Source organism: Hymenobacter ruber (assembly GCF_054783255.1).
Window position 1 is genome coordinate 190,640 of sequence record NZ_BAAGQX010000003.1, and the last position, 22,421, is coordinate 213,060.

Sequence of the window (22,421 nt, forward strand, 5' to 3'; positions counted from 1 at the left end):
AGTTTTTTGGAGACGCAAGTACTAAGTGTGGAAATATTCTCTCTAGAGGCCTTTCCATCTCATTTTCAGGGCGAAAAATTTAACCCTTTCCTAACGTCAGCTTCAATTCATTCAGCTTCATCAGCGCCTCGATGGGCGTGAGCGTGTTCACATCGAGGTGCTGGAGCAATTCGCGGATGCGTTCCAGGGCCGGGTCCGAGGGCTCGAAGATGCTGAGTTGGGCGCGCGGCGCAGTAGCCACGGCCGTGGTGGCGCGGGGTTTGGGCTGAGCGGGCTCACGAGGCGGCGGCACGGCGATATTGGCGCGGCTGGCGTTGCCATTGGGCTCGATACCAGCCAGTACATCATCAAACTCGGTGGGCACGTTGTCCTCGGCTCCGGCGCTGGTGCGCTCCACTTCGAGGTGGTGCATGATTTCGTTGGCGCGGAGCACCACGCTGGTGGGCATGCCGGCCAGCCGCGCTACGTGGATGCCGAAGCTGTGCTCGGAGCCGCCGGGCTGGAGCTTGCGCAGAAACAGGATGCGGCCGTCGGCCTCCTTCACAGCCACGTTGTAGTTGCGGACGCGGGAGCAGTCGTCGGCCAGCTGGTTGAGCTCGTGGTAGTGGGTGGCGAAGAGGGTTTTGGCCCTGGCTTTGGGGTTGTTGTGCAGGTGCTCCACAATGGCCCAGGCAATGCTGATGCCGTCGTAGGTGCTGGTGCCGCGCCCGATTTCGTCCATCAGCACCAGGCTTCTATCCGAGAGGTTGTTCAGGATGGAGGCCGTTTCGGTCATTTCCACCATGAAGGTGCTTTCGCCCTTGCTCAGGTTGTCGGAAGCGCCGACACGGGTGAAAATCTTGTCGATAATGCCGATGGTGGCGGCGTCGGCGGGCACGAAAGAGCCGATTTGGGCCAGCAGCACGATGAGGGCCGTCTGGCGCAGCAGAGCAGACTTACCGGCCATGTTGGGGCCGGTGATGACTACAATCTGCTGGTCGTCCTGGTCAAGGCAGATGTCGTTGGGAATGTAGCTTTCGCCGGGCGGCAGTTGGCGCTCGATGACGGGATGGCGGCCCGCTTTGATGTCGAGTAGGGTGCCGTCGTTCACCACGGGCTGCACGTAGCGCTGCTGCCGCGCCGTGAGGGCGAAGCTGGCCAGGCAGTCCGTTACGCCAATGGCGCGGGCATTCTGCTGAATCTGGGGCACGAAATCGAGGGCCGCCAGCACGAGGTCGTTGTAGATTTTCTGCTCGATGACGAACAGCTTTTCCTCGGCGTTAAGAATTTTCTCCTCGTAGGTTTTCAGCTCCTCGGTTACGTAGCGCTCGGCGTTCACCAGCGTCTGCTTGCGAATCCACTCGGCGGGCACCTTGTCTTTGTGGGCATTGGTGACTTCGAGGTAGTAGCCAAACACCTTGTTGTAAGCCACTTTCAGCGACGAGATGCCGGTATTGCGCTGCTCGCGCTGCTGGAGTTGCAGCAGATAGTCTTTGCCCGAGAAAGCTAAAGCACGCAATTCGTCCAGCTCCGCATCAATTCCGCTGTTCAGCACGCCGCCCTGGTTGGTGAGAATGGGGGCGTCGGGCTTGATTTTGGCGAAGATTTCCTGACGCAGGTTGGCGCAGGGGTTGAGTTGCTCGGCCAGCTTTACCAAAGCTTTCACGCCAGATGCGGCCAGCCGCTCGCGCATGGGCGCCACGGCTTCGAGGGCGCGGGCCAACTGCAGCAGCTCGCGGGGGTTGACGCGGCGCACGGCAACTTTGGAAATCAGGCGTTCCAAGTCATTTATATGGCGCAGGTGCTGGGTGAGGTCGCCGAGAAGTTCCTCATCGGCCACCAGGGCGGCCACCGTATCGAGACGACGCTGAATCTGGCTTACTTCCTTGAGGGGCAGCACTATCCACTTGCGCAGCAGGCGGGCGCCCATCGGCGTGAGCGTCTGGTCGAGCACGTCGATGAGGGGCACGCCTCCCGGGTGCTGGGCGTGCACCAGTTCCAGGTTGCGCACCGTGAAGCGGTCGAGCCACACGTACTTGTCCTCCTCCAGGCGGCCAAGGCTGGCAATGTGCTGGATGTCGGTGTGCTTGGTTTCGGCGAGGTAGTGCAGAATGCAGCCGGCCGCAATCACGCCCTCCTTCAGGTTATCGACGCCGAAGCCTTTGAGCGAGGTGGTGCGGAAGTGGCGCGTGAGGGTGTCGTGGGCATAGTCGGCCCCGAAAACCCAGTCATCCAGCGCGTAGGTGCAGTAGTCGGGGCCGAAATTCTGCTCAAACTCGCTCCGGCTTTTCTTACAGAACAGCACTTCGGCGGGGCTGAAATTCTGCATCAGCTTGCCCAGGTAATCGAGTGTGCCTTGGGCAGCCAGGAATTCGCCGGTGCTGATATCGAGGAAGGAAATGCCGGCTTCGGTTTTGCCGAAATGAATGGCAGCGAGGTAGTTGTTGGAGCGGCGTTCGAGCACGTTGTCGTGCATGCTCACGCCGGGTGTCACCAGCTCAGTGATGCCGCGCTTTACCAGGCCCTTGGCTTCCTTGGGGTTTTCGAGCTGGTCGCAGATGGCCACGCGCTGGCCGGCGCGCACCAGCTTGGGCAGGTAGTTGTCGAGGGAGTGGTGCGGGAATCCAGCCAGGGCCACTTCGCTGCTGCTGCCCGCGCCGCGCTTGGTGAGCGTGATGTCGAGAATGCGGCTGGCCGTGACGGCATCTTCGCCGAAGGTTTCGTAAAAATCGCCGACCCGGAACAACAGCACCGCGCCCGGATGCTGCTGCTTGAGCTGGTAATACTGCTTCATCAGCGGCGTTTCGGTCACGGCCGGGATGGGCACGGTGAAATGGTCGGGGCCGACGGATTTGATAACGAATTCTTTTTTGGGTGCAGGCAAGGCAAGTAGCGCGAACTTTGTAGTTCGCGTTTGTGGCGAGTGAATAAATAGCGGAAGCCCGAAGACCAACCAGCTGCGAGCCGCTTCAACGGAATTAAACCAACGACGCGAACTACAAAGTTCGCGCTACTGACCATGCGAAAACTCACAATGGCCGAGCTGAACCGGGCCTCGGTTGATGACTTCAAAAGTACGCCCAAAAGCCCCGTGGTTTTGGTGCTCGACAACGTGCGCAGCATGCACAACGTGGGCGCCATTTTCCGCACGGCCGACGCCTTCGCGCTGGGAAAAATCTACCTCTGCGGCTACACGCCGCGCCCGCCGCACCGCGAAATCACCAAAACTGCGCTGGGCAGCGAGGAGTCTATGGCCTGGGAATACGCCGCCGAAACGGTCACGGCCGTGGCTGCCCTCAAAGCCGCCGGCTACCAAATAGCAGCCGTGGAGCAAACCACTGGCAGTGTGCTGCTCCCACAATTTCGACCCGAACCCGGCCGGCCACTGGCGTTGGTGCTGGGCAACGAGGTGTTCGGCGTGGATGATGCCGTACTGGCCTTGTGCGACGTGGCCGTCGAAATCCCCCAGTTCGGCACCAAGCACTCGCTGAATGTGGGCGTGGCCGCTGGTGTGGTGCTCTGGGATGCGCTGGTGAAGTTGGGCGTGGTGTAACGGCAACCATTGGCGGGCGCAGCGGTTCCCCTGCTTTCATCCGCCATGCCCGCTCCTGAATCATCCCGCCCCGATGTGGCCCTACTGGCCCTGCGCCCCGTCGTACCCACCGAAACAACGGACGCACAAGGCACCGTCGGGGCTTTTCTGCACGCCACGCTGCGCCCGGTGCTCAAGCTGCAAAACAATCTGCTGCTGGCCGTGGTGGCCGATTTTGTGCGCGACCATCACATCATCCTGCGCTCCACCGACCAGCACCACCAACTGACCGAATTACTCAGTCGCAACACTAAGCTGCGCTACACGGTGGTGGGCCTGATAACCGGCGTTTTCACGGCCGACGAGTACGCATTTTACAGCCAGCACCGCTCGGAACTGAACCGCCGCTTGCTGGAGATGGCCCTGCGCCGCGTGCTCGACCAAGGTGATAAAGTGGTTGCGCTGGCCGTTGTATAGTTCCCATATAAAATAAAGAGGCGCAGAGGTCGCAGAACGTTCTGTAACCTCTGCGCCTCTTTGCTGCGCCTTCTGCGGTGAAAAACCGCCTAGTCGTACTGCGAGTCGCGCAGGTGCACGGGCTTGGTTTTCTTGCGCAGGCGCAGGTTCAGCATTTCCACCGTCAGCGAGAAGGCCATGGCGAAGTAGAGGTAGCCTTTTTCGATTTCCTTGTGGGCGGCTTCCATCACCAGCATGAAGCCAATCATGATGAGGAAGGACAGGGCCAGCATCTTGATGGTGGGGTTGTTATTCACGAAGTTGGCCACCACCCCACTGAAGCTCAGCATGATGCCCATGGCGCAAATCACGGCCGCAATCATCACCAGCACGTTATCCACCAGACCCACGGCGGTGAGAATGGAGTCGAAGCTGAATACAATATCAATCACCACGATTTGCAGGATGATGCTCATCATTGAAGCACCTTTGCCGCCCATGGTTTCCTCTTCCTCCTCGCCCTGCAGCTTGGTGTGAATTTCGGTGGTGCTCTTGTACATCAGGAACAGGCCGCCGGCCAGCAGAATCAGGTCGCGCCCGGTCACGCCAAACGGCTGGTCCAGCCACGGGAAATCGGGCAGGTTGAACAGCGGGTTGCGCAGGCTCACAATCCAGGAAATACTCAGCAGCAGCCCGATGCGGAACAGCAGCGCCAGCAGCAGGCCAATGGTGCGGCCCCGCGCCTGCTGCTCCTTCGGCAGCCGGTTCACCACGATGGAAATGAAGATGATGTTGTCAATCCCCAGCACGATTTCCATGAACGTGAGGGTGAGCAAGCTAACCCAGGTGGCGGGGTGGGCAAAAGCCGAAAAATCGTACATTAAGTAACTGCTGGGGTGATATCTGGGGTTGTGAAAAAGCTGAATCGAAGCAAGTCGCTCCGGCATTACAGCTTTCCCACCTTATTTCCTGATTTCGTGGCGCTAGGATTTCATGTTCACGAACTGCAGCGGCAGGCCGATGTCGGCCTTGCGGAGCACGGCAATGGCCGCCTGCAAATCGTCGATTTTCTTGGAGGTCACGCGCACCTGGTCGTCCTGCATCTGGGCCTCCACCTTCACCTTGGCATCCTTGATGGCCTTGATGATTTTGCGGCCGAACTCCTTGTCGACGCCGGCGCGCACCTTGATGGTTTTCTTGATGAGCTGGCCGCTGGGCTGCTCGTCGGCCGTGAAGTCGAGGCTGGTGCCGTCGATGCCCTGCTTCACCACGCGGCCGAGCAGGATGTCTTCCAGCGCCTTGATGCGCATGGAGTTTTCGGACGACAGCAGAATGGTGTTTTCCTTTTTGTTGAGTTCGATGCCGCCCTTCGTGTCGCGCAGGTCGTAGCGGGTTGCAAGTTCTTTTTGGGCCGTATTTACCGCGTTTTCGAGGGTTTGCGGGTCAACTTTGCTCACGATGTCGAAAGATGCCATGGCGGGGTGGGATGTAGTTTTGAGAAGATTCAACCGGCCCGGGCCGGGCCGTAAAGGTAACGCCCCGCACCGGCCTTGGTTGCGCCCGCACTTCACGTTTCCCTCATGAATACTGCTTCCTTGGTTGCGCCCGCACTTCACGTTTCCCTCATGAATACTGCTTCCACTATTCAGCCGCCCCGTACACCCGCCGAGTGGGCCGCCTACTACAAGCTGCGCTACGCCGTGCTGCGCCAGCCCTGGCAGCAGCCTCCCGGCTCGGAGCGCGTGCCAGCCGACGACGAGCCGGGCACCATGCATGCCCTATTGCTGGCCGAAACTGCCGGCCCGCCCGAGGCGCTGGCCGTGGGCATGCTCCAGCCCACAAGTGATGAACAAGGCCAAATCCGCTTCATGGCCGTGGCGCCGCAGGCGGCGGGCCAGGGCCTGGGGCAGCGCGTGGTAGCGTACCTAGAAGGGCAGGCGCGGGCGGCGGGCCTGCGCGAAATCGTGCTGCACTCCCGTGAGAAAGCCGTCGGTTTTTATGAAAAGCTGGGCTACGCGCTGGTCGAGCCATCGCACGTGCTGTTTGGTGAAATCCAGCATTTCCTGATGCGGAAACTGCTCTAGAATTTCTCGCGGCCGCGCCAGAGGTCGAAGTACATCCGGAAATCGCCCAGCAGCGAATACCATGGATGCTGGAACGTGGCCGGCCGGTTGTGTTCCACAAAAAAATGGCCGACCCAGGCAAAGCCATAAGCGGCTACCACGCCGGCAGCCAGCCAGTTCCAGTTGCCGGTGCGCACCAACATTGTCAGGCAAAGAATGAACAGCGTGGTGCCCACAAAATGCAGTACCCGCGTGCCCCGCCGGCTATGCTCGCGCAGGTAGCGGGGATAAAACTCGGCAAACGTGAGCGGCTGCGTGGACATGGCGGCAATGAGCAAGAGGTGATACCACGGCTTTTCAGTCCTGAAAATGCCGCCTCCAACAAATGAAGCAAATTTTTCGGCAAACTTGCCAGCGCAATTCCCACCGCCGCCATGTCTGATAAAGCTCTTCCCCTCCCCAACCTCGCCACCATGGTGGCCGCTTACAACCAGATGAACCACTACGGCCGCACCAACGGCATGGAATTGACGGTGAGCACGCCCGGCCAGGTGGAATACCGCATGGTTATCCGCGAGGAGCACCTCTCCTCCCCCAACACCTGCCACGGCGGCGTACTGGCCGGCCTCATGGACGCCGCCCTGGGCGCAGCGGCCCTCTCGCTGGCCTTCACCAAAATGGAGCTGGTGTCCACCGTCGAGTTCAAGATGAATTACCTTCACGCCGTGCACCTGCACGATGAGCTGGTGGCGCGCGGCACCGTCGACCACAGCGGCAACTCCCTGGTGGTGAGCAGTTGCGTGGTCTACCGCGTGAAGGCGGGCCACGACGACGTGGCAGTGGCGCGCGGCCTGGGCACTTTCAACCGCTACCCAGCCTCCAAGCGCGACTTTGCGCAGCTGCTGATGGGGTAGGTATTACCTGTCAAGACAAAAAAGCCCGTCAGAATCATCTAACGGGCTTTTTTGTCTTAAGTAAGTAGCTGAATTACAGCTCGGCCGTGGCGTGCACGCCTACGGGCTCGTACTCGTCGTCGCCGTCGGTCATTTGCGGGGCGGGCACTTTGCGCACGTTGCGGGCGCAGTCCTCGTCGCGGTGGTTGCGGCCCACGGTGAATTCCACCCAGTCGCCTTCGCGCAGGTCGTTGAAGTCACCCTCGGTCAGGTCGGCGTAGCTGAAGAACAGGTTGTTCGGGGGCATTACCACGAAACCGAAGCCGTTTTTCAGGTTTTTGATGGTGCTCATGCCGAGCGTGCCCACGGGGCCAGCGGCGGTGGGACCGGTGGGGCGGGCCAGCTTGGGTGCGGCAGCGGTGCTGGGCGCAAAGGCGGCGGGCTCCGACTGGTTCACGAACATGGCTTCCACCACTTCGTCCTGCTGCTGCAGGCCGCGGTCAATCACGTCGTGCATGGCCACGGGGTAGGTCACCTGCTCCAACAGCTGCTGCGAGGCGCGCGTCACGCGGGTTTCGCCCTTGAAATCTTCGTATTTGAAATCCCAGTTCAGCAGCATCACGCGGGTGCCCACGGTGTTGAGCTTGCGGATGAGGGGCACGTAATCGGAGTCGCCGGCGATGAGCACGACCACGTCGAGGGTTTTGTGCAGGGCCAGTTCGAGGGCTTCGAGGCTCAGCCACACGTCGATGCCTTTTTCCTGCAGGCGGCCGTCGCGGGTTTTGAGGGCCATGTAGTGCGTTTGCACGCCCAGGTTCATCAGAATGTCGTCGAGCAGGCGGTCGTGGAACAGGCGGTCCTTGTCGCGGGCTTCGGTAGCGGAGAGGCGACCACGGAAAAAGTGGGCATCGGTGATTTGTGCCAGACGCACGTCAACATCTTCTTCTTCAGCTACCTGGTGACGGATGTATTCGTGCAGGCCTTCGAGGCTGATGCGGGCCTTGCGCTCGTGCTGGAAATAATAATAGTCGCTAATTTTTAAGAAATAGTTGCCGTCATAAAAGACACCAACCCGAATCAAAGGGCTGTTCATCTGGTTCATGGGATGCGTTAAGTAAAGTTAGAGAAGTGTTTTGAGTGGGACTAGGAGTGTGAATCAGGTAGGAATGCCGGAACCGCGCGCGACAGAATACTCGTCACCCGTTCCAGCGTTCAGTATAACTCAGTAGAGAAATCCCGACGAGACAGCCCGCTAATAGGCGGCAGCCGATGGGATTAAAATGTAGCTTAATTGATTTTAATGAATGCCGGCTGGCGAAAACAATTGAAAACGCAGAATAATAACACGGTTCAATGCCAAATCGACCCTAATTTACCAGCATATCTGCTGCGAAGCTAACGGTCTTAGCTGACTTATGCAACAGTGCCCACAATCAAGCGGATGGCGTTTATGGCACGTAGTGCCAACCAGCAGAGCTCTGTCGGGCTAAAAGCCCATGTGGCCCACCACCAGCCCCAGCACCAGCAGCGCATACCCCACGCAAATGCCTACTTCCAGCACGTTGCCGCTGGCCGAGCCGGTGCTGATAAGCGGAACCTTAATGGAGTATTCGGAGATGGGCAAAAACCACCGCACACCCGATTTGGTGAGCGTATCGGCCACCAGATGCGAGGCGTAGCCGGTGCCCGCGTACAGGGCCACGCCGCGCCAGCCGAGGTGCTGGTCGGCGAGGTAGCCGATGTAGGTCCAGAGCGCGGTGGCCCAGATGGTGTGCGTCCAGGAGCGGTGCGCGGTGAAGGGCGCCAGCGCCACAAACGTGCCCAGCAGGCTCAGCCAAAGCTGCTCGGTGTAGAGGCCGGCCACCACCGTGCCCAGGCCCGTGAACAGCAGCGCCAGCCGCCGCGTGGAGCCGCCCTGCATGCCTACCCCAATCAGCCCGAAGGCCAGCGCGCCGGTGTAAAACAGGCGCTGCTCGGCCCCGGGCCGCAGTTGCAGGTAGGCGTAGGCGGCCAGGGCCAGCGCCCCGGCGGCAAAGGCCCAGCGCACATAGTTTTGGCTAAAGCCTAAGCGCTTGCTGAGGCGGCTTTCGGGGTGGTCGAGGTCGGGCGCGAGGCTGGAAAAGCCGGCCAGCGCAATGCCGGCCAATGAAAACGGAATGCCCGGGGCCAGCCCGGCCACGGCCACGCCGGTGATGAGGCCGATGGCCAGATGGGAAGAGCCGCGCATGAGGTATTTCTGGATGCTTGTTGCTGGATTTTGGTTAAACGCCTGACAGGCCGCCAAAAGGCAACGAAGCTACGGGCAGCCTCGGAAACCTTCGCCACCTTTGCCGTGTATTTACCCCGCTGCCCGACCGGATTTTTATCTGGCCGGGCTACTTCATTTGCCCTGCCTTAGCCTGATTTCTTGTGCAAGTAGCTGATTTTCTTCGTTTATATCGCCTTTCTCCCGAGTTGCAGGTGCTGGCCTCCCGCCTGCGCGAAGCCGCCAAGCCCAACCCCGGCAGCCTGCGCCTGCACCTGCGCGGCCTGGTGGGCAGCCAGGATGCGGTGGTAGCGGCAGCCGTGGCGCACGCCCAGCACCCGCACGTGTTCATCATGCATGACAAGGACGAGGCGGCGTATTTTCTGTCTGATTTGCAGCACTTACTGCCCGAGGGGCCGGAGGTGCTGCTGTTTCCCAGCTCGTACAAGCGACCTTACCAGTTCGACGAAACCGAAAACGCTAACGTGCTGATGCGCGCTGAGGCGCTGAACCGCATCAATACCACCCGGGCGGCCAGCACGAGCAACAGCGTGTTTATCGTGACGTATCCGGAGGCGCTGACGGAGAAGGTAATTAACCGGCAGAGTCTGGTTAAAAACACCTTCAATGCGAAAGTGGGCGACAAGTTGGACGTGAATTTCCTGGGCGAATTGCTGGCCGAATACGATTTCGAGAAAACGGATTTTGTGTACGAGGCGGGGCAATACGCGGTGCGCGGCGGCATTGTGGACGTGTTTAGCTACGCGAATGAATTGCCGTTTCGCCTCGAATTATTCGGCGACGAAATTGAGAGTATTCGGACGTTTAATCCGGAGACGCAATTGTCGGTAGACCCGCGGCCGAGCATCAGCATTATCCCGAACGTGCAGACCAAAATGCTGACCGAAACGCGGGAGGCTTTCTTCGAATTTCTGCCCCGCACGGCCTGCATTTGGGTGAAAGACGTGCGCCAGACGCTGGACGTGGTGACGGAATTATTCGAAAAAGCCGAAGCCAATTTTCAGCAGATGCTGAGCGAAAGCGGCGGCATGCAAATCGTGAGCAAGCCCGGCGATTTATTTGAATCGGGCAAGAATTTCAAGAAGCTGCTCGATGAATTTGCAGTGGTGGAATTCGGCAAGCGCTTTCACTTCAAAAACGCCGATACGTTTCAATTTACCGCCAAACCGCAGCCGAGTTTCAACAAGGAATTCGAGCGGATGGTGAAGAATATCAAGGAAAATCAGCTGCGGAATTTCGTCACGATAATTACCGCCGATACCGTGCGGCAGGCCGACCGGCTGCGGACGATATTCGATGAATTGGATAACAACGTGCAGTTCCAGCACTTGCTATTGGCGCTGCGCGAAGGCTATGTGGATGAGCAGCTTGAGTTGGCGGTTTACACCGACCACCAGCTATTCGAGCGCTATTACCGGGCGCAGGAAGCGCGCAAATTCTCGAAGAAAAAAGCGCTGACTTTGCGCGAATTAAAAACGCTGCAACCCGGCGATTACGTTACGCACCAGGACTACGGCATCGCGCGTTTTGCGGGCCTGACGCAGGTGGAAATTAACGGGCAGATTCAGGAGGCCATTCGGCTGGTGTACCGGGATGATGACTTGCTGACGGTGAGCATTCACTCGCTGCACAAGATTGCCAAGTACAGCGGGGCGGAGGGCGCACCGCCGACGATGAGCAAGCTGGGCTCGCCGGAGTGGGAGAACAAGAAAAAGTCGGTAAAGAAGAAGGTGAAGGACATCGCGGCCGACCTGATTCGCCTGTACGCCAAGCGGAAAACCGCGCCGGGCTTCGCCTTTTCGGTGGATGGTTTCCTGCAGGCCGAGCTGGAATCGAGCTTCATTTACGAGGACACGCCCGACCAGGCCAAGGCCACGGAGGACGTGAAAAACGACATGCAGCAGCCCCACCCGATGGACCGGCTGGTGTGTGGCGACGTCGGCTTTGGCAAGACCGAAGTGGCTATCCGGGCCGCGTTCAAAGCCGTGGCCGATGGCAAGCAGGCAGCGGTGCTGGTGCCCACCACCATCCTGGCGATGCAGCACTACAAGACCTTCCGCGACCGGCTGGCCACGCTGCCCGTGACGGTGGAATACATCAACCGGTTTAAGTCGACCAAGCAGATTAAGGAAACGTTGCAGCGCGTGGCGGAGGGCAAAACCGATATTCTGATTGGAACGCATCGACTTACTAATAAGGATATTAAGTTCAAAGATTTGGGCATTCTGATTATTGACGAAGAGCAGAAATTCGGTGTCAAGACCAAGGACAAGCTCAAGGAACTGAAGGTGAACGTGGACACGCTCACGCTCTCGGCCACGCCGATTCCGCGCACGCTGCACTTTTCGCTGATGGGCGCGCGCGACTTGAGCGTGATTGCCACGCCGCCGCCCAACCGGCAGCCGGTGAACACGGAGCTGCACGTGTATGACGAACTACTGATTCGCGATGCGGTATCAAGGGAGTTGAAGCGCGGCGGGCAGGTGTTTTTCGTGCACAACCGCGTGAAGGACATCGAGGAAATGGCCGGCACGATTCTGCGGCTGGTGCCGGATGCCAAAATCACCTTCGCCCACGGGCAGATGGACGGCGAGATGCTGGAAAAGCGCATGATGAAATTCGTGGAAGGCGAATACGACGTGCTGGTTTCGACCAACATCATCGAATCCGGACTCGACATTCCGAACGCCAACACCATCATTATCAACCGGGCCCACCTGGCCGGCCTGAGCGACTTGCACCAGATGCGGGGACGCGTGGGCCGCTCCAACCGCAAGGCGTATTGCTACCTGCTGACGCCGCCGGTAGCCCAGTTGCCGGCCGATGCCCGCAAGCGCCTGAGCACGCTGGAAGAGTTTTCGGACCTGGGTGCGGGCTTCAACGTAGCCATGCGCGACCTGGATATTCGCGGCGCGGGCAACTTGCTGGGCGGCGAGCAGTCAGGCTTTATCAACGACCTGGGCTACGAAACCTACCACCAGATTCTGGACGAGGCGGTGACGGAACTCAAGGAAACTGAATTCCGCGACTTGTTTTTGGGAGATGCCAACTCCCAGCAGCGGCTGCAAATGGCGGCCGGCGCGGGCCGCGTGCAGGAGTGCAACGTGGAAACGGACCAGCAGGTGCTCATCCCGGAAAAGTACGTGAGCAACGTGTCGGAGCGCCTGCAGCTCTACGCCAAGCTCGACCGCGCCCAGAAGCCGGAGGAGCTGCGCAAGCTGCTGGCCAGCATGGTGGACCGGTTCGGACCCATGCCGCCCGAGGTGGAGCAGCTGGCCGACATCGTGCGGCTGCGCTGGCAGGCCTGCAAAGTAGGTTTCCACAAAATCACGCTCAAGCGCGACACGCTGAAGGGATACCTGCCGGCTGATGACGACCACAAAGCCTATTTCCAGGGCGAGCAGTTCGGCACCATCCTCAACTACGTGCAGACGCACCCGCGCACCGCCAAGCTGAAGGAGCACAAGGAACAGCTCATTGTGACGTTTGAGGAAGTGCGGTCCATTCAGCAGGCCAAGCGCGTGCTGAGCGAGTTAGGCAGTGAGGAGGCCGTGACGGCGTAATTTGACGGTATGAGACTCCTGCTTTTTGCTTTGCTTCTGGGGCTGCTGCCGCAACTGGCCGCTGCCCAAACCACGTCGCAGAATCTGCGTCTGAAGCACGAGTTGGACAGCGTTTACGCCGTGGACCAGAAGTGGCGCAGCCTGTTGTTTGACCCGCACCGGCGGCCCCGGACCGATTCATTGGCCCGGGCCTTGGGCGTGACGCGCGAGAGCCTGCCCACTTACATCCCGCGCCAGATGATGCAGACGGATTCGGCCAATCAGGTGCGCGTGAAGCAGATTCTGAAGCAGTACGGCTACCCCGGCAAGACGCTGGTGGGCGAGCCAACGAACGAGGCCGCGTGGTACGTCATCCAGCATTCTGACGACATTGGCCAATACCTGCCGCTCATCAAAAAGGCGGCGGGCAAGGGCGAATTGCCGTTTTACCTCTACGCCCAGATGCTGGACCGCCAGCTCATGCGCGCCGGCAAGGCGCAGCTATACGGGACGCAGGCGTTTGGCTACAATGTGCTGAACCCGCAAACCGGTCGGCGCGAGGCCCAGCCGCCCTTCGTGTGGCCCATTAAAGACCCGCAACAGGTGAACGAGCGGCGAAAAAAGGCCGGCTTCCCAACCACTGTGGAGCAGAATGCCGCTAATTTGGGTATTCAGTACCGTGTGTTGACGTTGAAGGACGTCGAAAAAATGCCCAAATAGAACCCGCTTATGACCATTCGCTGGCACTGCCTTCCCTTCGCAGCCCTTCCAAGCCTGATTCTCTACGACCTGCTGCGCCTGCGCTCCGAGGTATTTGTGGTGGAGCAAAACTGTGCTTTCCAAGACATTGACCGGCACGACATGGACGCCCATCACCTGCTGGGCTACAACGAGGCCGGCGAGCTGGCCGCCTACGCCCGGCTATTTGACGCGGGCAAGAGCGGCGAGCAGGCCAGCATCGGCCGCGTGATTGTGGCGCAGCCCTTCCGGCAGTACGGCCTGGGCCGCGAGCTGATGCGGCAGGCGCTGGCTTTCTCCGATGCCTTATTTGGGCCACAGGCCAACAAAATTGGGGCGCAGCAGCACCTGGAGCGGTTTTACAACGAGTTTGGCTATGAGCAGTCGGGGCCGATGTACGTGGAGGACGGCATTCCGCACATTCCCATGGTGCGGCCCGCATAGCCAAGTTGTTAAAATCTGCGTATTTCGCACTCCATTGCCGCCGCCCTTACCTCTGAGTTATGCCCGCCCTTGCCTCGGACCTGTTATCCATATTTAGTGCCCTACCCAGTGCCAGCCTGCTGCTTTCGCCCGAACTCCTGATTGAGGCGGCCAGCGACGCGTACTTGGGCGCAACCGGCATGAAGCGCCCCGATATGATTGGGCGCTACGTATTCGACGTATTTCCTGATAACCCCAACGCGCCAGAAGCCCATAGCGTGCGCGATGTGCGCGCCTCGTTGGAACAGGTACTGGCGACCGGCCAGCCGCACGAGCTGCCCGTGCAGCCCTACGATACGCCCGACCCGGACCGGCCCGGCCGGTTTATTGAGCGCTACTGGCAAACCCGCAACGCGCCGGTGCTCGATGAGCAGGGCCGGGTAACGCATCTGATTCACACCGTAGTCGACATCACGGCCCAAACCCGCGATGCCCAGCAGCTACACGATGCGCAGGTGCGCGAGCAGGCCGTCCACGAAGCGGCCGAATGGCAACGTAATGAGCTGGCCCGCATTTTTGAGCAAGCCCCGGTGGCCATTGCGACTTACCGCGGCCCCAACTTCGTGATTGAGCTGGCCAACCCGCTGGTGCTCAAACTTTGGGACCGCACCCCGAAGCAGGCCATTGGCACGCCCCTGTTTGAGCTGCTGCCCGAGATTACCGGGCAGGGGTTCGATGACTTGCTCAACCATGTGATGGCTACCGGTGAAAACCACGTAGCCAAGGAGATGCATTCGACCATCGTCCGCAACGGCCAGCCCGAATCCGTGTACTGGAACTTCGTGTACCTGCCGCTGCGCGAAGACGACGGCACCATCACAGGGGCCATGGTGGTGGCCACCGAGGTAAGCGAGCAAGTGCAGGCCCGCCAGCAAATCCAGAGCCTGAACGACCAGCTGGCGGCCGTGAACCGCGCCCTGCACGAAAGCAACGCCGAGCTGCTGGCCAACCAGGAAGAAGTGTTGAAGGTGCAACAACTGCTCGAAGGCAGTGTGAGCGAACGCACCAGACAACTCGAAACCGCCCTTGCCGATGCCGAGCAGCACCGCACCGCACTGGCCCAGCAGCAGCGCCTGCTGAGCCAGATTCTGGGGCAGGTGCCGGCCAGCATTGCCACGCTCACCGGGCCGGAGCACCGCTATTCGTTTTTCAATGAGCACTACCAGGAGCTTTCCGGCGGCCGCACCCAGCTCGGGCACACGGTGGCCGAGGTGTTCCCGGAAGTGGTGGAACAGGGCTTTATTGGGCTGCTCGACCAGGTGTATACCACGGGCCAGCCCTTTCAGGGCCGCGACACGCCCGCCCAACTCTACGACCCCGCCACGGGCCGCCCGGAGCAACGCTACGTCGACTTCGTTTATCAGCCGCTGCGCAGCGAGCAGGGCGTTACGGTGGGCATTCTGGCCTTCATTGTTGACGTGACGGCCAAAGTGCTGGCCCGCCAGCAGGCCGAAACGCTGCAGGAACAGCTGCGCACCGGCACGCAGCCAAGCCGTTAACAAAAAAAGCCTCGGCAACAGTTGCTGAGGCTTTTTTCATCAAATTTATCGCAGGCTTTTTTTGCTACACCGCGCACCCCTCGGGGCCGCAGGCATCGCCGTCGGCCACCACGGTCAGGGCCGGTTTGGCAGGCTTAAACTCCTCGTACACCTTTTCCAGCACCTCGGCAAATAGCTCGCTGGGCTGCGCGCCTGAAACCGCATATTTATCCTCGAACACGAAGAAAGGCACGCCGCGCACCCCAATTTGCTGGGCCTGATACTCATCGAGGCGCACCGCATTGGCGTAGGTACCAGCAGTGAGGGCTTCGCGGCTTTCGGCAGCGTCGAGGCCGACTTCGGTGCCTAGTTTTACCAGCGTATCGAGGTCGCCGATGTTCTGGCCTTCGAGGTAGTAAGCGGCCATCAGGCGCTCTTTGGTGGCGTCTTGCCGGCCGTAGTGGGCACCGAGGTGAATGAGCTGGTGCGCCAGAAAGGTATTGGCCGGAATGGCTTTATCGAACTGGTAGTTGAGGCCGACTTCTTTGGCAGCGGTAGTCATGTAGTCGTTCATTTTGCGGCCCTCTTCCACCGAAACGCCCTTTTTCTTGGCCAACGACTCGTGGATACTTTCGCCGGGAATGGGCTCGAAGTCGGGAGCGAGCTGGAAGCTGTGCCACACCACTTCTACTTCGTCGCGGTGTGCAAAGTCCTTCAGTGCGTTTTCAAACTTGCGCTTGCCGATGTAGCAGAATGGGCACACCACATCGGACCAGATTTCAACCTTCATATCGTTGGAGATTTTTTGCAGGAGATACGTAAGGAGCTAGAAGAAGCTGAAGGCGCGAAAAGTTTCGGTAGTGGGTCTATTGACGCAAATGCATTTCTGTATCGTCTGTCATCCTGAGCTTGCGAAGGACCTAATCACGTAAGAGCAACTTATTCAGCGGTGATAAGGTCCTTCGCAAGCTCAGGATGACAGACAGCGCGGGCAAGCCATTTGGGGCTTCCACAACCTTCGTCCCCAAAGCCCGGTTAACAGCCCCGGCTCCAACGCGACCATTTCTCACCCATCCGACTTCAACTTCCCCATGGAATATCAAAAATTAGGTTCCTCCGACGTTTCTGTTTCGCGCATCACCTTTGGCAGCTGGGCCGCCGGCGGCTGGATGTGGGGTGGCACCGAACAAAACGACGCCGTGGGCGCCATCCACGCCAGCTACGAGCTGGGCGTGACCAGCATCGACACCGCGCCCATCTACGGCATGGGCTTCAGCGAGCAGATTGTGGGCGAAGCCATTAAGAGCCTGCCCCGCGACAAGGTGCAGATTCTCACCAAATTCGGCATGCGCTGGGACTTGGCGAAAGGCGATTTCGCCATGAAAACCAAGGACAACAACGGCCACGACCTCGACGTGTACAAGTACGCTGGCCGCGACAGCATCATCAAGGAATGTGAGGACAGCCTGCGCCGCCTCGGCACCGACTACATCGACCTTTACCAACAACACTGGCCCGATGTGACCACCCCGATTGATGAGACAATGGAAGCCGTGAGCCGGCTCATCGAGCAAGGCAAAGTGCGCGCCGCTGGCGTGAGCAACTACTCGGTGGCCCAGATGCAGGAAGCCGAAAAGACACTTAACATTGCCTCTAACCAATTGCCTTACAGCATGGTGCGCCGCGACATTGAGGCCGACGTGGTGCCGTACTGCATCGAAAACAACAAGGCTATTCTGGTCTACAGTCCCCTGCAGCTGGGCCTGCTGACCGGCAAGATGAAGCCGGGCCAGGAGTTCGGCGAAGGCGACCTGCGCCGGGGCCATCGCCTCTTCACCCCCGAAAACGTGAAACGGGTGAACAGCATGCTGAACAAAATCCGACCGCTGGCCGAAACCAAAAACGCCACCCTCGGCCAGCTCGTGCTGCGCTGGACGCTGGCACAGCCCGGCATCACGGTGGCGCTGGTGGGCGCCCGCAACCCCGAGCAGGCCGTGCAGAATGCCCGCGCTATGGATTTCCAGCTCACATTCGAAGAGGTGGATTTTATCAACAAGCAGCTGCGGGAGCTGGCGACGGCGTAGAAAGCGCAATTTTTATGACGCCCTCCCCCATTCATTTCCGGGCTGTGCTGGAGCCGGGCGGCCCCAGCTTCATGCCCACCCAAACCATTGTGGTGCCGGCCGAAGTGCTCGAAGCCCTCGGTGGCAAGGCTGCCAGGCGCGTCATCGTCGGCATTCGCGGGCAAGCGCTACGGCTGGGACTGCTGCCGCTGGAAGGCGGCGGGCGCTACCTCATGCTGAATAAGGACGTGTGCAAAGCTGTGGGCATTGAGCTGGGCCAGGAACTGGAAATCAGCATCGAACCTGACCCGAACCCCGACCACGTGGACCTGCCCGACGAGCTGGCCGAAGCCCTGGCCGCCTGGCCCGAGGCCGAAACGGCCTTCAACAACTACAGCGGCGCACACCGGCGCGCCATGGCCCGGCTGGTAGCTGAAGCCAAGCAGCCCGCCACCCGCGCCCGCCGCGCCGTAACGCTGGTGGAACGACTGGGTCGCGGGCTGCATCCATTCCGGGGCGACTGAGCGGTGCGCCTAGCGCTTCTCGATGCGCTGCACTGCGCTGCCCACCTTCAGCACGTATAGCCCGGCGGGAATGCCGGCCAGCGAAATGTCTTGGAGCTGCCCGCCCGCCCGGGTTTCGTGCCGCAGCAGCTGGCCCGTCAGGCTTAGCAGGCGCACTTCGCAGGGCGCGGCCGTCACGGCGGTCAGGTCGAGGGTGAGGCGGTCGGTGGCGGGGTTCGGATAGAGGCTGATGGACTCGTAGCTGGCCTTCCGGCTCACGGTTACGACCGGCGAGTATTCGGCGCTGCCATCCAAATCAACCTGCCGCAGACGGTAATAGCTCAGGCCGGCCAGGGGCGTGGCATCGGTGGTGGCGTAGTCGGTGGCGGTAGTCGAATTGCCCTGGGCCGCCACATCGCGCACGGCGCTGAACCCCTCGCCGGTGGCGCTGCGCTCTACCACAAACTTGGCGCTGTTGCGCTCCGAGGCCGTATTCCAGCGCAGCTGCACCTTGCCATTCACCGCTTCAGCCGTGAACGAAGTGAGCTCGACGGGCAACGGCCGCAGCGAACAGAAAGTAGTGCTGCCACCCACGCTCCCCGTTTGCGCATCGAACCCGATGGCATTGCCGGAGTCGCAGAAATCGAGCCGGCCCACCACGCCGAAAGCGCCCGCGTTGGACGAGTAGCCGGAAGTGGTGAAGCTGCCCCGATACGGCGCGGCCGGGCCCGTCATTTTTCCACTGCCCATATTCGAGAAGTTGTCGGTGGTCGACACCACGCCGGCATTGCTCACGGTGCCGTAGTTCACCAGCTGGCCCGTCACCCGGAACGTGGCGCCCCGGCTGTTGGTCAGCAGCGAGTTGGCGCTGATGTCGCCCATGCCCTGCGTCAGGGTCATGGCTCCGCTGTTGGTGATGGTGGTGTTATTGCCCATGCCCAGGGCACGGTCGAGCGTAGCGGTAGCTCCCGCGTTGTTAACGAAGCTATTGGGGCCGGTGCCGGGGAAGTTGAAGCCCCGCGTCCAGGTCGCACTGTTGTTGATGGCCAGGGCCGTGCCGGGATTGAGGTTCGTCGTCCAGCTGCCGCTGAAATGGTTGATGGTCAGGCTACCGGAGTAGTTCAGGTCAGAAGCCGTCCAGTTGCCTCGGTTGTTGATGACGGTGGTGCCGGTGGGCGTGAGGTAGGCCGTCCAGTTACCGTTGTTGTTGATGGTGCCACTGGAAAGGCCGTTAATCTGGCTGCTCCAGTTAGCATAGTTATTAATAACGATGCCGCTGGCTGCAAAGCGGTTGCCCACGTATCCGGTCCAGGTGGCGTTGCTCACCGTGGCGCTGCCGTTGTTGATGGTGACCGGCGCATTCAGCGTCACCTGCTGCGACGAGACATCGCCCAGGTTGTTTATCACTGTGCCGACTGTCCCGCTTTTCACCAGCACTACGCCGGTTATGTCGCCCCCGTCGTTGACGATGGTCGTGTTGTTGCCATCCACGGTTATCGTTCCTTCATACTTCACGTTGAAGCGAATGGTAAGCGTTTCGCCCGTTTTCAGGCTGTAGTCGCTTTTTTTATCCGGGTTGCCCACGTTATACGTTTGAGCCTGAGCTGCACCGGCCATTGCCAGTAGCACTACCCCGATGTGCCCGCAACGACGAGCGCCCGTCATAAAAGAGCCTGAGCGGAAACCAAGTAAAGTCTGCATCATAAAGCCAAAACAAAGATTGAAAAACCCTATTCAATCCAAAAATAAGCACAAGCATTATTTATAATTGCATCAAGAATTTGTTTAAAATATTAAATACAATTCAATCATGCTAACTATTCTATATAACCCGATAGCACTCAAAAAAATCATAAAAAAAAGCTCCTGCGGATGCAGGAGCTTTTAGAGTAAGGCCATGATTTTCTTTGTGTTTAATCCTTGAGCACGATGCTGACTACCTTGCCAGGCTCGTTCACGGTGAATTTGCATTCATCAAAACCGGGCGCAGCCACGGTGGGGCGCACGTTGTTGGAGAAAGCGTAGGGCTCAGTGGGAATGCCAAGGAAGTTTTTATCGATTTTGTCGTTGTTGTTCAGGTCCTGGGTGATGGCCACGGCCCACTCGCCCTTTGGCAGGTCGACGGGCAGCGTGAATTCGCTCTTGCCCATGGGCTTCACCGATTTGGAGAAGGCCCATTTGCCACTTTTCAGGAAGCCTTCGCGGGTGTTGTAGAAGTACAGCCGGACGGCGGCGGTGGTAGATACCAGCGCCGAGACCACCACCGTAACGGAGGAGGTTTCGGCGGGCGGCGGAGCAGGCGCGGCGGCTCCCAAGAGGCTGCCGCCAATCAACAACGAGCAAAGCGATAACACGTTCATAAGCGAATAATTGACTGGTGACAAATGGAGGACGATACGAACCCAACGCCCCTGCTTACGCAAAGGGTTCGATAACAACTGATTTCGCCCAGTTAAATCGTCTATTCGCCGAGGTTCTGCGGCCCTGTGCAGCAATACCGGCCGCCTTGTTCGTTTTCCAGCTACTATTGTGTTCCCACGCTTGCTTACCATGCCAATGACTGCCCACCGTCTTTTCCCCCTGGCTTTATTGATGACTTTCGCACTGGCCAGCTGCGAAAAAGACGAGGCGGCGCTGCCCACTCAGTCTGCCGCCCTGCTGCAAAGCCACTGGCAGCTGACGCAGATTGACAATTTTCCGGTGATGGCGTCCAGCTACTCCGAAACCAGCAAATCCTATCTCGAATTTGTGGAGCTGGGCACTTGCACCGTGGGCCTGGGGCCGTGCAATAATTTCAGCGGCCGCTACAGCTTGGCGGGCGGCGGGCAGGAGCTGCACATCACGCCCCAGATTGCGACCCGCGCCACCTGCCCCGTGCAGGCCCTGGAAACGCGCTACCTCGACAATCTGGCCCTGACGGCCCGCTACGAAATCAGCGGCGACGAGCTGTGGCTGTATGATGCCACCGCGCCCACCCCGCGCCTGCTGTTTCGGCGCACGGCGCAGTAAGGCGGGCAACCCCGGGCCGGCAAAGTAGGTAAGCAGCCCAATGGTGGGCCAGCGTCTGGCCCGCATCTTTACCGCCATGGAAGGGTTAACGAAAATAGACGACCTCGGCAAGCCGCGCGTGGTGATTGTGGGTGGCGGCTTCGGCGGCCTGGAGCTGGCCAAGGCCCTGGCCGATGTGCCGGTGCAGGTGGTGCTTATTGACAAGCAGAACTACCACGCCTTTCAGCCGCTGCTGTACCAAGTGGCCACGGCCGGGCTGGACGAGGGCGACATCGTGTCGCCGTTTCGCAAAATCCTGAATCAGCAGGAGAATTTTTACTTCCGGCTGGCCGAAGTCACCAGCATCGACGCCGAAGAACAGGTGGTGGAAACCACCATTGGCCTCATCCGCTACGACTTTCTGGTGCTGGCCACGGGCGCGAACACCAACTACTTTGGTGATGAGGTGATGGCTAAAAACGCCATTGCCATCAAAAGCGTGGAAGATGCCCTGGAGCTGCGCAACACCGTGCTTTCCAACTTCGAGCAGGCCCTGCAACTCGGCGATTATGAACAGCTGAACAGCATGCTGGACTTCGTGATTGTGGGCGGCGGCCCCACGGGCGTCGAAATCGCGGGCGCGCTGAGCGAGCTGCGCACCCACGTGTTCCCGAAGGACTACCGCGAAATCGACTTCAAGGAAATGGACATCCACGTGGTGCAGAGCGGGCCGGTGCTGCTGAAAGGCATGTCGGCCAACGCCTCGGCCAAGTCGCTGGAATACCTCAAGAAACTGGGCGTGCAGGTGTGGCTCGATACACGGGTGAAGTCCTACGACGGCTACACCGTGACGCTGAACAACGGCCAGGAGCTCATTGCGCGCACCCTGATTTGGGCGGCGGGCGTGACGGGCGCCCCCATCGCGGGCCTCAATGCCGACTGCTTGGTATCGGGCAACCGCTACCTGGTGGACGGCTACAGCCGCGTGCACGGCTACGAAAACATCTTTGCCATCGGCGACATCGCCATCATGAAAACCGAGGCCACTCCCGAGGGCCACCCCATGGTGGCACAGCCCGCCATTCAGCAGGGCGACCACCTGGGCCGCAACCTGAAACGCCAGCTCAACGGCCAGCTTATGGAGCATTTCGTGTACCACGACAAGGGCGCGATGGCCACCATCGGCCGCAACCACGCCGTGGCCGACATCAAGCTCTTCGGGCGCGAATACCACCTCGACGGCTTCATTGCCTGGCTGGCCTGGAGCTTCATCCACGTAATGTCGTTGGTGAGCTTCCGCAACCGGGTGGCCGTATTTTTCTCCTGGGCCTGGAATTATTTCACCCAGGACAAGGGCCTACGCTACATCATCGGCAAAACCAAAGCCCCGCTGGTGGAAAAGGATATGGAAGAGAAGGCCATTGTGTAGAGACGCGT

Annotated in this window: 21 protein-coding genes; 12 read left to right on the forward strand and 9 right to left on the reverse strand. The window is 59.8% G+C overall.

Features of this window, described 5'->3' with window-relative positions; all coding sequences use genetic code 11:
* Positions 1-79 precede the first annotated feature (79 nt).
* Positions 80-2,773, reverse strand: a complete 2,694-nt coding sequence (gene mutS, locus ACYVM5_RS07890) for a DNA mismatch repair protein MutS (RefSeq protein ID WP_460618077.1) — start codon at positions 2,771-2,773, stop codon at positions 80-82.
* 225 nt (positions 2,774-2,998) lie between these two features.
* Between mutS and ACYVM5_RS07895 the strand changes: the two genes are divergently transcribed.
* Together ACYVM5_RS07895 and ACYVM5_RS07900 are read left to right on the forward strand one after the other, a co-directional pair.
* Positions 2,999-3,532 carry an RNA methyltransferase gene (locus ACYVM5_RS07895; RefSeq protein WP_460617588.1) on the forward strand — a complete coding sequence of 178 codons (534 nt, stop codon included), beginning with the start codon at positions 2,999-3,001 and terminating at the stop codon, positions 3,530-3,532.
* Positions 3,533-3,577: 45 nt separating this feature from the next.
* Positions 3,578-3,988: a hypothetical protein gene (locus ACYVM5_RS07900; protein ID WP_460617589.1), complete on the forward strand. Its 411-nt coding sequence runs from the start codon at positions 3,578-3,580 to the stop codon at positions 3,986-3,988.
* Between the two features lie 89 nt (positions 3,989-4,077).
* On the opposite strand, the gene ACYVM5_RS07905 is transcribed toward ACYVM5_RS07900, so the two are convergent.
* The gene (locus tag ACYVM5_RS07905) at positions 4,078-4,848 is read right to left on the reverse strand and encodes a TerC family protein (RefSeq protein ID WP_198069170.1); all 771 of its coding nucleotides are present in this window, start codon (positions 4,846-4,848) and stop codon (positions 4,078-4,080) included.
* Positions 4,849-4,950: 102 nt separating this feature from the next.
* Complete coding sequence (locus ACYVM5_RS07910) at positions 4,951-5,442, reverse strand: YajQ family nucleotide-binding protein (protein ID WP_460617590.1); 492 nt, start codon at positions 5,440-5,442, stop codon at positions 4,951-4,953.
* 150 nt (positions 5,443-5,592) lie between these two features.
* On the opposite strand from ACYVM5_RS07910, the gene ACYVM5_RS07915 reads away from it, so the two are divergent.
* Complete coding sequence (locus ACYVM5_RS07915) at positions 5,593-6,051, forward strand: GNAT family N-acetyltransferase (protein WP_460617591.1); 459 nt, start codon at positions 5,593-5,595, stop codon at positions 6,049-6,051.
* On the opposite strand, the gene ACYVM5_RS07920 is transcribed toward ACYVM5_RS07915, so the two are convergent.
* The gene (locus ACYVM5_RS07920; RefSeq protein WP_460617592.1) at positions 6,048-6,353 is read right to left on the reverse strand and encodes an Mpo1-like protein; all 306 of its coding nucleotides are present in this window, start codon (positions 6,351-6,353) and stop codon (positions 6,048-6,050) included. The two genes, ACYVM5_RS07915 and ACYVM5_RS07920, sit on opposite strands and share 4 nt — an antisense overlap.
* A gap of 111 nt (positions 6,354-6,464) precedes the next feature.
* Between ACYVM5_RS07920 and ACYVM5_RS07925 the strand changes: the two genes are divergently transcribed.
* Entirely contained in the window at positions 6,465-6,944 is a 480-nt protein-coding gene (locus ACYVM5_RS07925) for a PaaI family thioesterase (protein WP_460617593.1), read from the forward strand.
* Positions 6,945-7,017: 73 nt separating this feature from the next.
* Here the strand turns inward: ACYVM5_RS07925 and ACYVM5_RS07930 are convergent, their stop codons facing one another.
* Positions 7,018-8,025: an NYN domain-containing protein gene (locus ACYVM5_RS07930; RefSeq protein WP_460617594.1), complete on the reverse strand. Its 1,008-nt coding sequence runs from the start codon at positions 8,023-8,025 to the stop codon at positions 7,018-7,020.
* A 384-nt stretch (positions 8,026-8,409) separates the two neighbouring features.
* On the reverse strand, positions 8,410-9,150 hold the full coding sequence (locus tag ACYVM5_RS07935; protein WP_460617595.1) for a metal-dependent hydrolase: 741 nt from the start codon (positions 9,148-9,150) through the stop codon (positions 8,410-8,412).
* A 182-nt stretch (positions 9,151-9,332) separates the two neighbouring features.
* On the opposite strand from ACYVM5_RS07935, the gene mfd reads away from it, so the two are divergent.
* From mfd to ACYVM5_RS07955, 4 genes are read left to right on the forward strand one after another with little or no spacing between them, the layout of a single operon-like run.
* Positions 9,333-12,752: a transcription-repair coupling factor gene (gene mfd, locus ACYVM5_RS07940; protein ID WP_460617596.1), complete on the forward strand. Its 3,420-nt coding sequence runs from the start codon at positions 9,333-9,335 to the stop codon at positions 12,750-12,752.
* A gap of 9 nt (positions 12,753-12,761) precedes the next feature.
* Entirely contained in the window at positions 12,762-13,451 is a 690-nt protein-coding gene (locus tag ACYVM5_RS07945) for a DUF6624 domain-containing protein (protein WP_460617597.1), read from the forward strand.
* 9 nt (positions 13,452-13,460) lie between these two features.
* Entirely contained in the window at positions 13,461-13,913 is a 453-nt protein-coding gene (locus ACYVM5_RS07950; RefSeq protein ID WP_460617598.1) for a GNAT family N-acetyltransferase, read from the forward strand.
* A gap of 59 nt (positions 13,914-13,972) precedes the next feature.
* A complete protein-coding gene (locus tag ACYVM5_RS07955) occupies positions 13,973-15,451 on the forward strand; it encodes a PAS domain-containing protein (RefSeq protein ID WP_460617599.1) in 1,479 nt (492 codons plus the stop codon).
* 64 nt (positions 15,452-15,515) lie between these two features.
* Here ACYVM5_RS07955 and ACYVM5_RS07960 read toward each other — a convergent pair whose 3' ends face one another.
* Positions 15,516-16,220 (reverse strand): DsbA family oxidoreductase, encoded by a 705-nt coding sequence (locus ACYVM5_RS07960; RefSeq protein WP_460617600.1) that lies wholly within the window; start codon positions 16,218-16,220, stop codon positions 15,516-15,518.
* A 301-nt stretch (positions 16,221-16,521) separates the two neighbouring features.
* Between ACYVM5_RS07960 and ACYVM5_RS07965 the strand changes: the two genes are divergently transcribed.
* A complete protein-coding gene (locus ACYVM5_RS07965; RefSeq protein ID WP_460617601.1) occupies positions 16,522-17,514 on the forward strand; it encodes an aldo/keto reductase in 993 nt (330 codons plus the stop codon).
* A gap of 14 nt (positions 17,515-17,528) precedes the next feature.
* Positions 17,529-18,017 carry a YdeI/OmpD-associated family protein gene (locus ACYVM5_RS07970; RefSeq protein ID WP_460617602.1) on the forward strand — a complete coding sequence of 163 codons (489 nt, stop codon included), beginning with the start codon at positions 17,529-17,531 and terminating at the stop codon, positions 18,015-18,017.
* 9 nt (positions 18,018-18,026) lie between these two features.
* Here ACYVM5_RS07970 and ACYVM5_RS07975 read toward each other — a convergent pair whose 3' ends face one another.
* Both ACYVM5_RS07975 and ACYVM5_RS07980 read right to left on the reverse strand, forming a co-directional pair.
* Positions 18,027-19,700: a T9SS type A sorting domain-containing protein gene (locus ACYVM5_RS07975; protein WP_460617603.1), complete on the reverse strand. Its 1,674-nt coding sequence runs from the start codon at positions 19,698-19,700 to the stop codon at positions 18,027-18,029.
* 209 nt (positions 19,701-19,909) lie between these two features.
* Positions 19,910-20,356 (reverse strand): DUF2141 domain-containing protein, encoded by a 447-nt coding sequence (locus ACYVM5_RS07980; RefSeq protein WP_460617604.1) that lies wholly within the window; start codon positions 20,354-20,356, stop codon positions 19,910-19,912.
* Between the two features lie 232 nt (positions 20,357-20,588).
* Here ACYVM5_RS07980 and ACYVM5_RS07985 point away from each other — a divergent pair, with 232 nt between their 5' ends.
* Together ACYVM5_RS07985 and ACYVM5_RS07990 are read left to right on the forward strand one after the other, a co-directional pair.
* Entirely contained in the window at positions 20,589-21,005 is a 417-nt protein-coding gene (locus ACYVM5_RS07985; protein ID WP_460617605.1) for an META domain-containing protein, read from the forward strand.
* Between the two features lie 76 nt (positions 21,006-21,081).
* A complete protein-coding gene (locus ACYVM5_RS07990) occupies positions 21,082-22,413 on the forward strand; it encodes an NAD(P)/FAD-dependent oxidoreductase (RefSeq protein ID WP_460617606.1) in 1,332 nt (443 codons plus the stop codon).
* The last annotated feature ends 8 nt before the right edge of the window (positions 22,414-22,421 follow it).

Excerpts from the sequence above, each read along its gene's own strand:
- mutS (WP_460618077.1), bottom strand. The coding sequence starts at position 2,773 with ATGAAGCAGTATTACCAGCTCAAGCAGCAGCATCCGGGCGCGGTGCTG.
- ACYVM5_RS07895 (WP_460617588.1), top strand. The coding sequence starts at position 2,999 with ATGCGAAAACTCACAATGGCCGAGCTGAACCGGGCCTCGGTTGATGAC.
- ACYVM5_RS07900 (WP_460617589.1), top strand. The coding sequence starts at position 3,578 with ATGCCCGCTCCTGAATCATCCCGCCCCGATGTGGCCCTACTGGCCCTG.
- ACYVM5_RS07905 (WP_198069170.1), bottom strand. The coding sequence starts at position 4,848 with ATGTACGATTTTTCGGCTTTTGCCCACCCCGCCACCTGGGTTAGCTTG.
- ACYVM5_RS07910 (WP_460617590.1), bottom strand. The coding sequence starts at position 5,442 with ATGGCATCTTTCGACATCGTGAGCAAAGTTGACCCGCAAACCCTCGAA.
- ACYVM5_RS07915 (WP_460617591.1), top strand. The coding sequence starts at position 5,593 with ATGAATACTGCTTCCACTATTCAGCCGCCCCGTACACCCGCCGAGTGG.
- ACYVM5_RS07920 (WP_460617592.1), bottom strand. The coding sequence starts at position 6,353 with ATGTCCACGCAGCCGCTCACGTTTGCCGAGTTTTATCCCCGCTACCTG.
- ACYVM5_RS07925 (WP_460617593.1), top strand. The coding sequence starts at position 6,465 with ATGTCTGATAAAGCTCTTCCCCTCCCCAACCTCGCCACCATGGTGGCC.
- ACYVM5_RS07930 (WP_460617594.1), bottom strand. The coding sequence starts at position 8,025 with ATGAACCAGATGAACAGCCCTTTGATTCGGGTTGGTGTCTTTTATGAC.
- ACYVM5_RS07935 (WP_460617595.1), bottom strand. The coding sequence starts at position 9,150 with ATGCGCGGCTCTTCCCATCTGGCCATCGGCCTCATCACCGGCGTGGCC.
- ACYVM5_RS07945 (WP_460617597.1), top strand. The coding sequence starts at position 12,762 with ATGAGACTCCTGCTTTTTGCTTTGCTTCTGGGGCTGCTGCCGCAACTG.
- ACYVM5_RS07950 (WP_460617598.1), top strand. The coding sequence starts at position 13,461 with ATGACCATTCGCTGGCACTGCCTTCCCTTCGCAGCCCTTCCAAGCCTG.
- ACYVM5_RS07955 (WP_460617599.1), top strand. The coding sequence starts at position 13,973 with ATGCCCGCCCTTGCCTCGGACCTGTTATCCATATTTAGTGCCCTACCC.
- ACYVM5_RS07960 (WP_460617600.1), bottom strand. The coding sequence starts at position 16,220 with ATGAAGGTTGAAATCTGGTCCGATGTGGTGTGCCCATTCTGCTACATC.
- ACYVM5_RS07965 (WP_460617601.1), top strand. The coding sequence starts at position 16,522 with ATGGAATATCAAAAATTAGGTTCCTCCGACGTTTCTGTTTCGCGCATC.
- ACYVM5_RS07970 (WP_460617602.1), top strand. The coding sequence starts at position 17,529 with ATGACGCCCTCCCCCATTCATTTCCGGGCTGTGCTGGAGCCGGGCGGC.
- ACYVM5_RS07975 (WP_460617603.1), bottom strand. The coding sequence starts at position 19,700 with ATGATGCAGACTTTACTTGGTTTCCGCTCAGGCTCTTTTATGACGGGC.
- ACYVM5_RS07980 (WP_460617604.1), bottom strand. The coding sequence starts at position 20,356 with ATGAACGTGTTATCGCTTTGCTCGTTGTTGATTGGCGGCAGCCTCTTG.
- ACYVM5_RS07985 (WP_460617605.1), top strand. The coding sequence starts at position 20,589 with ATGACTTTCGCACTGGCCAGCTGCGAAAAAGACGAGGCGGCGCTGCCC.
- ACYVM5_RS07990 (WP_460617606.1), top strand. The coding sequence starts at position 21,082 with ATGGAAGGGTTAACGAAAATAGACGACCTCGGCAAGCCGCGCGTGGTG.